At 53.2% G+C, this 10,577-nt stretch carries 10 protein-coding genes; all 10 read left to right on the top strand.

Annotated elements, in window-relative coordinates:
• Positions 1 to 275, top strand: a 275-nt coding sequence (locus Q0526_RS08560) for a type II toxin-antitoxin system RelE/ParE family toxin (protein ID WP_298732533.1), incomplete at its 5' end; no start/stop codon positions are given.
• Positions 276 to 332: 57 nt separating this feature from the next.
• The gene (locus tag Q0526_RS08555; RefSeq protein WP_279033913.1) at positions 333 to 728 is read left to right on the top strand and encodes a hypothetical protein; all 396 of its coding nucleotides are present in this window, start codon (positions 333 to 335) and stop codon (positions 726 to 728) included.
• Between the two features lie 74 nt (positions 729 to 802).
• Positions 803 to 1,216, top strand: a complete 414-nt coding sequence (locus Q0526_RS08550; protein ID WP_215693195.1) for a hypothetical protein — start codon at positions 803 to 805, stop codon at positions 1,214 to 1,216.
• On the top strand, positions 1,213 to 1,959 hold the full coding sequence (locus Q0526_RS08545; protein ID WP_298732528.1) for a DUF3849 domain-containing protein: 747 nt from the start codon (positions 1,213 to 1,215) through the stop codon (positions 1,957 to 1,959). Before Q0526_RS08550 ends, Q0526_RS08545 begins: the two co-directional genes overlap by 4 nt.
• 67 nt (positions 1,960 to 2,026) lie before the next feature.
• Complete coding sequence (locus Q0526_RS08540) at positions 2,027 to 8,326, top strand: SpaA isopeptide-forming pilin-related protein (RefSeq protein ID WP_298732526.1); 6,300 nt, start codon at positions 2,027 to 2,029, stop codon at positions 8,324 to 8,326.
• A gap of 75 nt (positions 8,327 to 8,401) precedes the next feature.
• Positions 8,402 to 9,145 carry a phosphoadenosine phosphosulfate reductase gene (locus tag Q0526_RS08535; RefSeq protein WP_215693198.1) on the top strand — a complete coding sequence of 248 codons (744 nt, stop codon included), beginning with the start codon at positions 8,402 to 8,404 and terminating at the stop codon, positions 9,143 to 9,145.
• 3 nt (positions 9,146 to 9,148) lie between these two features.
• Positions 9,149 to 9,553 carry a recombinase family protein gene (locus tag Q0526_RS08530; protein WP_279033920.1) on the top strand — a complete coding sequence of 135 codons (405 nt, stop codon included), beginning with the start codon at positions 9,149 to 9,151 and terminating at the stop codon, positions 9,551 to 9,553.
• 107 nt (positions 9,554 to 9,660) lie between these two features.
• The gene (gene mobC, locus Q0526_RS08525; RefSeq protein WP_298732515.1) at positions 9,661 to 10,014 is read left to right on the top strand and encodes a plasmid mobilization relaxosome protein MobC; all 354 of its coding nucleotides are present in this window, start codon (positions 9,661 to 9,663) and stop codon (positions 10,012 to 10,014) included.
• A 1-nt stretch (position 10,015) separates the two neighbouring features.
• Complete coding sequence (locus Q0526_RS08520; protein ID WP_298732513.1) at positions 10,016 to 10,447, top strand: relaxase/mobilization nuclease domain-containing protein; 432 nt, start codon at positions 10,016 to 10,018, stop codon at positions 10,445 to 10,447.
• A gap of 7 nt (positions 10,448 to 10,454) precedes the next feature.
• Positions 10,455 to 10,577: hypothetical protein (locus tag Q0526_RS18805; RefSeq protein ID WP_366522061.1), on the top strand; the 123-nt coding region annotated here is incomplete at its 3' end.

Here is a 10,577-nt window from a genome sequence, read left to right as displayed (position 1 = left end):
TGAAAAATCCAACTGCCGCCGACAAGCTGTTGGATGTGGCCGACGAAAAAATCGGTGCGCTGGCAGAATTCCCGCACAAATTTGAAGTCGTTTCCGACAAACTGCTTTCATTGTGGGGAATCCGCTTCACCATCGTTATGAACTACCTTGCGTTCTATACGGTGGACGATGCCACGCAAACCGTGCATATCGTGCGGTTTCTCTACGGCAAAAGCAACTGGATCACCATTCTGAAAACGGATACAGCAAACGGAAGTTTGCCGATGTTCTCATAACCGAATATTTTATCTGGGCGCTCACTTTTGTGGGCGCTTTTTCTATTGGAGGAAAACATGATTTATGACGAACTTATTGAAGAATTAGCGTTGACCCTGCTTACAAAGGCAAGGTATGAGGGCTGTATTAGTGTTATAGACGGTTTCTCACAGTGCGAGGAGGATAAAACTCGCATAGAGTATCCTGTTGACGCTGTTATGCGCATCATGCCGGTTGGCAGCGAAATCTGGCCGGAGGAGTGCGAACCGTTACTGAAAAAAATTGGTGCTGAAACGATCGGAGACGTTGCCGATTATCTGAACAAAAACAAATCCGAAAATTCAAGTGCTGATGATGTTCTTTTTACTGCATTGCTCAAAATCTGCTATGAAAATATGGACATGGACGGCAAGATGGTATTTTGGGAAGATATGCTTGAAAACAACTCCTTGGAATGGAGAGACGTTGAATGATTTGCATACACGAAGTGATTTATTCAGTATGCAGTCGTAATTTTTGTGGAATCTTATCTGCTTCGGAGGATTTTATGACGCACGATGAAATGATGAGTCTGCTGGCAAACACGCTGGCAGATGCAGCCGGACACGCTGGCTGTTTACCTATTTTGGACTGTTTCAGCCCGCATCCGGGAGAGGAAGTAACCGTAAGCATTCCTATGTGTGACGACACGGTGGATATTGTGCTGGAAGATCTCGATTTTCCGCACGAGTGGGAAGAATTGTTGGAGAACAGCGGTGCAGATACTATGGGCGACCTTGTTGATTACCTGTGCTATTGTTCGCAAAACAATATTTCTCTTGCCATTTCCCCTGAAGATGAGGAAAAGCTGTATGCAACGCTGATTGATGTCTGCTATGAAAATATGTCTTATGACAGGCAGGTCGATTTTTGGCGTCATGTGCTGGAAACCAATTCTTTGGTGTGCGAGGTAAAAGAATGACCCTGCAGGAGCAGCTCTGCGAAAAAATGCGGGTGGAGCAGAGCGCCTATTGCCTATGGCTGACCGCACAGCCGCCAGAAGAAATTTTACACCACGCCTACGAGTACAGCGTCCGTGAGGACATTATTCTGGCAACGGAAGAAATGAACCTCACCCCTGCACAGGTGCGGGCGCTGCTGAAATCTCCCGCGCCGCTGGCGGATGTGTATAAGGATTTTTCCAAGCTGGAAACCGATTATATGAGCATTGTGGCTCAATGCGTGGAAGACCGTGCAGATGACTTGCTGAAAAAGGAGCAGCAGCAGAACCCACCCAAAGTATATCGACAGTCCGTCACTTATGCCCGCGAACACGGCGAATTGCAGCAGTACCATGCGTCTTGCCACTTGAATGAAAGGTGTCGGGACGAGATTGACGCAGCGCTTGCACAGCGCTTTGATGGTATGCGGCTGGGCGCTGGCGCTGTTGAACAGGTAGTGGCGGAATATGGTTTGGAGCGCACAAAATATGTGTTGGCAGCGGCCATTCAAACCCGTGATGGAGATGGTCGCATTTCGCGCACAAATAGAGAATGGGCAGATTCCATTCGCACGATCAAAGATATGGATCGCCGTGGATTTGATCGTTCCTGTTACTACGCTGACCTACAAGCGCGTACCTGCCTATTGGACGGTTTTGTAAACCAAGTGCGAAAATTTGAAAGAGCCAAAGCCCAGCCCGCTCAGGATACCCCCGAAAGATAACCGCAGCGTCTGCATTTTGCAGGCGCTTTTTTTCGTGAAAAAATCTCTGTTTTGAAAGGATTTCACAATGAAAGAAACACATTATAAATTGAAGCATCGCGTTACCGCGCTGTTTGCGGCGGCGGTAATGCTCTGCTCCATGCTGCCCGGTGCAGCGTTTGCGGAGGAACCCACACCGCAGCCCACCGAGGAAACCGTGCAGATGGAGCAGCAGACCGAGCCGTCTGAAACAGACAACGGGCAGACCGATGCCAGCAGCCCCGACCCCGGAGCAGCTACCGAGGAAAGCGCAGCACCAACCACGGACGAGCCTGCTGAAGAAAACGAGCCTTACATCTTTGACGGTGAGGTTTTGTATCAGGATATGCCGGACGCCCCCACAGGCTCCTACATTGGCAGCTACGGTTTGCCGGTGGCGACCGGTGAAACCAAAATCGGGCTTGGCGCGTGGGATGCCGATTTAGAACAAACCAATTATCTCAGTGCCGAGGCGCTGGACAATGACAATCTTACACTGGCAGCGCCCTTGCTGGAAGATACCGACTACGCCATTGTGCCGATTCTGGCGCAGGTGGAGTACCCCGCCGATGGCAGTGCCCTTGATCTGATTTTGCCGGACGGTGTGACCCTGCTGGACTACTACGGCGCACCCGCCGAAAACGCAGAAAGCCTGCTGCACAATGAGTACAGCGAAACCTCTGCTGCTGTGCTGGGTGTGTATGTACAGGCAGATGCAGATTTTACCGCGCAGCTGGTTTATACCGCGCCGGACGGCAGCTGCCTGACCAAAACCTTACAGGTGACCATTGACCGCAATGCGACTGCTGAATATCCTTTCCCCGACAGCGAAATTGCCGCCTTTGCCGAGCGCCCCACCCCTGCGGTGACAAGCGGCAAAATCACCAAAGTTGCCAAGGTCAACGGCACTTGGCTGATCTGGTTCAACGGCGAACCCGCTTACTGCTGCACCCACGGTGCCAACGGACAACCTGCGGGATGCCCGACATACACCTATGTGAACACTTCCACGGTCAACGCAGACCAGTGCATCCCCGGTGACCACTACGGCAACCAGATTCGCATCTGGGGCGGCTTGAACCAGCTCGCTTTGAGCGATGCGGACGATCTGCCCGCTGTTTTTTCCGCTGACGAGGGTGAAGAAATCTCTCTTTTAGATTTCTGCGCATCAATTTATGACGATGTGCAGATGTATATTATCGAAAACTTCCCTGAAAGCACTGCCGCGGAAATTTATCTTGCCTCTGCCGATGAGCTGCTGAACGGCGTGGAAACCTACGCCTCTGCCCGCGGGTACTACACCTACATCTACAATCCCGGTCGCGCAGGGTGGCAGACCGTTGCCCTGATCGGACCTGAGATCGGTGAGGAGGAACCTGAGCCGGAACCTGTTGTACAGGAATACTACGCCAGCTGGGAGGCACCGGCTCAGACCGCCAGCGGAAGTTTTGATTTTTCCTATGGAATCCGCACGGATAAGATCCAGCTGAAAACGCAGGAAAAGGTGGACGGCGCGACCATCGAGATTGAGCCCATCACCAAATCCGGCAGCATTGACGGCGGCAGCTGGTCTATCAGTCCTGCCGGAAAGCAAACGGTGACCACCAGCGGTCATACCGCCGATGACAACTACCAGAAGAACGGCGGCGATGCAGGCGCAAGCTGGAGTCTGCACTATGCTGTTACCAAAACATCAGGCACTCGCAATGGACAGGTTGGTCCTTTCACCACGCAGGAGGCTGCCGACGAGGCCGCCAACAGCGCCCGCGACGCCGCCATTGCGGAATTACAGGGTGAGGCCCAGAACGCTGTCAACAATGCTATAGCAGCGGCCAAAGCGCAGCTGGGAAGCATCCAGTTCCGCTATGAGGAAATCACAGTACCGTATGGATTCGGCAAGTACTGGGGCACGAACGGCAGCAGCCAAACGATTTCGGTACCCGCAAACACCAACAATGACTATGTCATGAAAAATGACGAGTGGAGTTTGCAGATCAACCTCAAGAAAACCGACAGTGAAACCGGCAGCCAGATCGCAGCCGATGCCCAGTATGAGATCTATCAGTGGGATGTGGTGACCGGCAAATGCCAGCCCGCCGGCGGTTACAACACCTACAGCGTGCAGCGTCAGGGAGATGGCACCTATGCGGTCATCAACAGCGCTGCCTATGCCGTCAATGACGCGATGCGCCACACGCTGTATTACACCCAGCGCAATCAGGGCAAGTTCATCCTTGTGGAAACCAAAGCCCCTGCCGGATATTTTGGCGACTGGACAGACATCGACCACCCCGGCACGGCAGGAACGCCCTTGGGTAAGCGCGCCTACTATATCGAGATTACGCAGAACAATAACAATTCCGTGCTTTGGCTGGACAATGCCAACTACAACGCCGACATCCTGACAGCCGACAAGGGCGGCACCAAGCTGGTGACCAGTGGTGGTGTGGAAACCACTGTCACGATTTCCAATGTGTACAAGAACCCTAACCGCAGCTACAACACCGACAACAGCGGCAACGCCGCTAACGAGGACAGCTACACCACCACCGCCACGGACGGCGTCATGAAAAACGACCGCACCTTGGGTGAGATCAGCATTTCCAAGGTGGACTTGGACGCTGCAAAGTACGTTGAAAATCACGGCAACGCCACGCTGGACGGTGCCGTGTACGACCTCTACGCTGCCGAGGACATCACTCACCCGGACGGTGTGACCGGCGTTGTGGACTATTCCAAAATCGTGGATGCAGACGGTAATCCCATCTGGCACACGACCATCCGCGACAACGGCGGGCAGTGGGTATCGGATTACCTGCCGGTGCTCAAAAAAGACCATCTGGTAGCCAGCGCCAAAATCGAGGACGGCTGGCTGACCTTCGCAAACCTGTACCTCGGCAAATATTATGTGGTAGAGCGCTCCACCGGCACGGTCATTCCGCTGCGTGAGGGCGCTCTTGCTGTATCTGGGACCTATCCCACCGTGGACAGCCGCACCAAGGCAGCCACCGGGCAGGTCACGGCACTGGCAAGCAGCGGCGGGCAGTACACCGATTGGGTGTACAAAAACCAGTTCAGCACCATCGCCAAGGGCAAGGCATTGGATGGCAGCTGGACCTATGATGCTTATTCGCTTTCCTTTGCCAACGGCTATCTGTGCGATGAACACAACTATTATATCAGCCCCACCTATATGGACGAGGGCTGGTATGTAGAGAAAACCACCTTTGCCGATGACAACACCGTGTACAAGGCTAACTACCACATCCACCGCGATAATGCCCAAACCGAAAGCCAAGACCAGATTGCCAAGGGCAATGTGGAAATCAGCAAAATCATTTCTTCCAGCGGCGAATCCAACGGGCAGGAGCTGGAGGACGCGGGCTTTACCTTTTATCTGGTGTCCGATTTGTCCAAAGCCGCACAGTTCACCCAAAGCCAGACGGGTGCCTACAGCCTGCAAAGCATTCTGGACTGCTACCTCGACAAAAACTACAACAACGACCATCCCAAGTGGGATTTTTCCGATGAGGGACAGGCGGTTGCCAAAACTTACGAGGTCAACGCCGCCGAAATTGCCGCCTACAACAAGACGCTGACCGCTGCGGGCGACAACAAAAACGGCAAGGGCGACGGCTGGCAGCCCACCGGTACCGCCAACGAGTACCGTTTGGCGGAAATTTTCAGCAACGATACCGGCAACATCCGTGTGCAGGGCTTGCCCTACGGCACCTATCTGGTGGTCGAAACCACCGTTCCCAAGGATTTGTATCAGGCGGAGCCGTACTTGGTGGTCATTGACCGCAACAGCCCGATGAGTGCGATGGCAACGCCCAAGGGCAGTGAAATTGTCGGCTCGGATTCTTACCAGAAATTCACCGTGCTGGACGAGCAAATCGAGGTTTACCTGCGCATCACCAAAATTGACGAGGAAACCGGCAAGCCCGTGCTGCTGCCGGGTACGGCGTTCCAGATCTACTATCTGGACGATGACGGCAACTACCGCTTAGAAAACGGCGCGCCAAAGCTGGTGCGTATGACTGACACCGTAAACGGACATCTGACCAAGAATGTCACCACCTTCTACACCAACGCCGAGGGCATCCTGACCCTGCCCGAAAAACTGCCGCTGGGTAAGTATCGCATTGTGGAAACTCCCGCACCCAACGGCTATTACAATGCGTGGGCTGCCGATGCAAGCCACTACGTTGACTTCACCATTACCACGGACCGCATTTATCAAGCGACCGGCGATAAGAACGAAAACGGCATGGACACGCTGGTGATTGGCGAAAAGTATTCCAACCACGAAACCCTCGGCAAGCTGACCATCCGCAAGACCGGCGAGGTGCTGACCGGGTGGCAGTCTGAACCGGACGGCATTGACCCGTGGATGACCGGCGAAGCGGAGAATGGCAATTTCACCTACGAAACCCGCCCGCTGGCCGGTGCCGAGTACACCATCACGGCAGCCGAGGACATCTACACGCAGGATCGCCAGCTTGACAATTACGGCAACCGCACGCTCTGGTACGCCAAGGGCGATGTGGTGGCGGTCGTTACGACCGGTGACGGCACCGCCGACACGGCCGTGTTTGCCCCTGCGCGCACGGCGGCGACCTATGATTTCCTGTCCGTCATCCACGATGGCACGCTTGGCGAGGTCAGCGTGACCCTGCCGCTGGGCAGCTACAACATTGCAGAAACCAAACCACCGTATGGCTATGTGGGCACGGACGCTGCCTTTGATGTGACCCTTGCGTGGGACAACCAGACGCAGGAAATTGTTGCGGCAGACACTGTTGAATTCCATAACGAGCGCGAAAAGGCAAAGGTCGGCATCTACAAAACTGATCTGGAAAGCGGCAAATATCTTGCCGGTGCTGTATTTAACCTATACACCGCCGATGACATCTATGATGCAGACGGCGGCCTTGTTTTTGCAGCTGGTGAGCTGGTAGCCACCAGCCCCGAAACCAATGCGGACGGCACCACCTACTTCGATTGCGATATTCCCATCCGCGGCGAGCAGTACGGCAGCAGCATCCGCAAGGACGCCACCACCAACAGCGGTAATTACATCGTCAAGGAACTCCGCGCCCCTCTCGGCTATTATGTCAACGAGGAGCCGATGGAGGTTACTTTCACCTATGACGCACAGACTGTCATGGTGCTGGATAACACTTGTTCCAATAAGCCTACGGAAATATGGGTAAGCAAGCGCGACCTTACCAACGACGAGGAACTGCCCGGTGCGACCCTTGCTATCAAGGATATGGACGGCAATACCGTAACCACATGGGTGTCCACCGATGAGCCGCATCGCGTGACCAGACTGCATTTCGGTGAATCTTACACACTGACGGAGATCCGCGCCGCTGATGGGTACGCACTGGCCGATAATATTACGTTCCGCCTGATTCAGAAATCCGATAGGGACGGCAATCCTCTGGAGGAGTGCGAAGTTTACTATCTGACCACCAAGAACATTTTGTTCTGGAAGTGGGATGACTGGAAACTGCTGGACGATGCCACCGTTATTATGCAGGATGATATTACCAAGGTGCAGATTTCCAAGAAAGACCTTACCACCAACGAAGAACTTCCCGGCGCAGAACTTACGCTTACCGATGAAAAAAGCAACGAAATTGACCGCTGGGTTTCTACCGATGCACCGCACCACATGGAAAGGCTGCCTGCTGGCAAGTATACTTTGACCGAGGTGACTGCCCCGGACGGTTATGCCATTGCGGAACGTGTGGAGTTTGAGGTACTGCCCACAGGTGAGGTGCAGACCTTTGAAATGTTTGATGATACCATCAAGGTGAAAATTTCCAAGGTAGATATCACCACCAACGAAGAACTTCCCGGCGCAGAACTGGTTATCAAGGACAAGGACGGCACCGAGATTGACCGTTGGATTTCCACAAACGAACCACATTATGTGGAAAAGATGCCAGCAGGAGATTATACACTGACGGAAATCACCGCACCCAACGGCTACAAGGTTGCAGAAAGTATCGACTTTACCGTTCTGCCCACCGGCGAGATGCAGACCGTGGTAATGAAAGATGCCCGCGAGGACACACCGACACCTACCCCCGACAACACGCCGACCCCGGACCATACTCCGCAGCCCACGCCGAACACGACCCCAGCGCCCGCTGCACCCACTGCAACCCCCACGCCGCTGCTGACAATTCCTAAGACCGGCGATAATTCTCCGTTGGGGCTGCTGCTGGCGATTGCGGGAATCTCTCTTGCAGGGCTGGCCGTTCTGGTCCACAAGAGCGCCCGCCGCAAAGATATTGCGCCCCGTGACGATGATGACGAGGACACCGAGGACTAAGGAATAATCGGAAAATGAAATATACTTTTTTACGGGGAGGACCGCGCGTCCCTCCCTATTTTTATAGGAGAGAAGATGGCAAAACACATTTTAAGTTGCAGTTTCGGAAAAGACAGTATCGCCACCGCGCTGCTGGCCTTGCAGCATGGTGAACCGCTGGACGAACTTGTGTATTGCGAGGTCATGTTCAGCGAGGAAATATCCGGCGAGCTGCCCGAACACAACCGATTTATCCACGAAACAGCAATCCCGTATTTTGAACAGCGCGGCATCCCGACACGGGTTTTGCGCTCCGAAAAGACCTATCTATCCTGCTTTTACCATGTTGTCACGCGAGGAAAAACCAAGGGGATGCTTTCGGGATTTCCTCTGAGTGGGCGCTGTACAATTCAGCGGGATTGCAAGCTGCCGCCGATCAAGGCATATCAGAAGGCATTGCCCCCGGACACGGTGCAGTACATCGGCATCGCCGCAGATGAACCCAAGCGACTGGCACGATTAAAGCCCGGTCAGATTTCTTTGCTGGACAAGTACCATGTGGCCGAACCAGAAGCGAGGTCTATGTGCGCAGCTGAGGGGCTGCTGTCCCCGCTGTATGACTTCACTAAACGCGGGGGTTGTTGGTTTTGCCCGAACGCATCAATCAGCGAACTGCGGCATCTCTACAGATACCACCCCGAACTCTGGCAGCTTTTGCTTGAATTACAGGACGTGCCGAATAAACCCACCGAACGTTTTAGTTGGCGACGCACTTTTCGTGAGATAGACGAACGCTTTCGGCAGGAGGGCGAACAACTAAGTTTTTATGAGGAACGGTGAACAATGGACGAACAGAAAAGACCCCGCGCGTGGGTGTACGCGAGAATTCCCGGCGACTACGATGGCACAATGAACAGCTATAAAGTTTGCTCAATGCAGGCGCTGCATGACGGCTGTGATATTGTCGGTGGGAGCATCGACGAACGCGGCGGCTGGCTGCTGCGTCCCGGCTACCGTGATATGCTGCGGCAAATTAAGGCCGGAAAAGTTGACCGGGTTTACATCTGCCGTATGCGTCAGGTCAGCGGCAAGGAGCGCCACTTGTACTCTTTTTTCAAGCGGCTTATGCAGCACGGTGTACAGGTCACGGCGATGGAATACAGCCTGCGTGACCGGGTTAATATGTTTCGGCTGGCTCGTCGTGTCGAACGTTATGCGACCCGAAAGAGGCGGCAACTGCCGTGGTGATTTTCAGCAGGCGGCGTACTGTGCCTATGGCACAGTACGAGCAAGCATGTCATTTTGCTGTCATGACAGCAAAACGACCACTTGTTAGGGGGCCCCCCTAAGACCCCGTGGACTTTGCCGCCGTATTTTACAAAAAAAGGAGGTGCGCGATTATCGCAATACGAAAAAAGCAGTTGACTGTCCGCTTTACTGAAGAAGAATATGCAGCCTTAAAAGGAAAGTGCGAAATTGCGGGCATGAAAATGGAGCCGTTTGTCCGTGCGTTGGTGGATGGGTGCAGAATCAAACCCGCACCACCCGACAGCTACAACAAACTGCGCCAGCAGTTGTCGGCCATCGGCAACAATTTGAATCAGTTGACCCACGTTGCAAATGCGACAGGCCGAGTAAGTGCTTCGCAGTTGGACAGAGCGCAAAGCCTACTGGAAGATATGTGGCGCTGTGTGAGGGATAGTCTTTGATATGGCATATACCAAAATTATTAAGGTGAAGTCGAACTTGAATCTGTGTTTAGACTACACAAGCAATCCAATGAAAACCGAGCGCCGGAGTGCGGAGGACTTGAACAAGCTGCTTAACTACACTCAAAACAATGACAAAACCGAACACCAACTATATGTAAGCGGATTTAACTGTATACCGCAAAACGCCTATGAAATTATGATTGAAACCAAAACACGCTGGCGCAAGCCTGTAAAAGACGGCAACATTTTGGCCTATCATATTATACAAAGTTTTGCGCCCGGCGAAGCCACGCCCGACCAAGTGCATCAAATCGGCTGCGAGTTTGTGCAGCGCTTTCTCGCAGATCGATTTGAATGTACTGTATCAACCCACCTTGACCGAGGGCATCTGCATAATCCATATTGTAGTAAATTCTGTATCCTACGCTGATGGCAGAATGTTCCGAAGCGATTTCAATACCTATTATAAAGGAATTCGCGAAACTTCCGATGAACTTTGCCGAGAAAATCGGCTGTCCGTAATCGAAACGGACGGCAAGGGAAAATCTTATGACGAGTGG

The organism is uncultured Subdoligranulum sp. (assembly GCF_937890665.1).
This window is presented reverse-complemented; position numbering and strand designations above follow the sequence as displayed.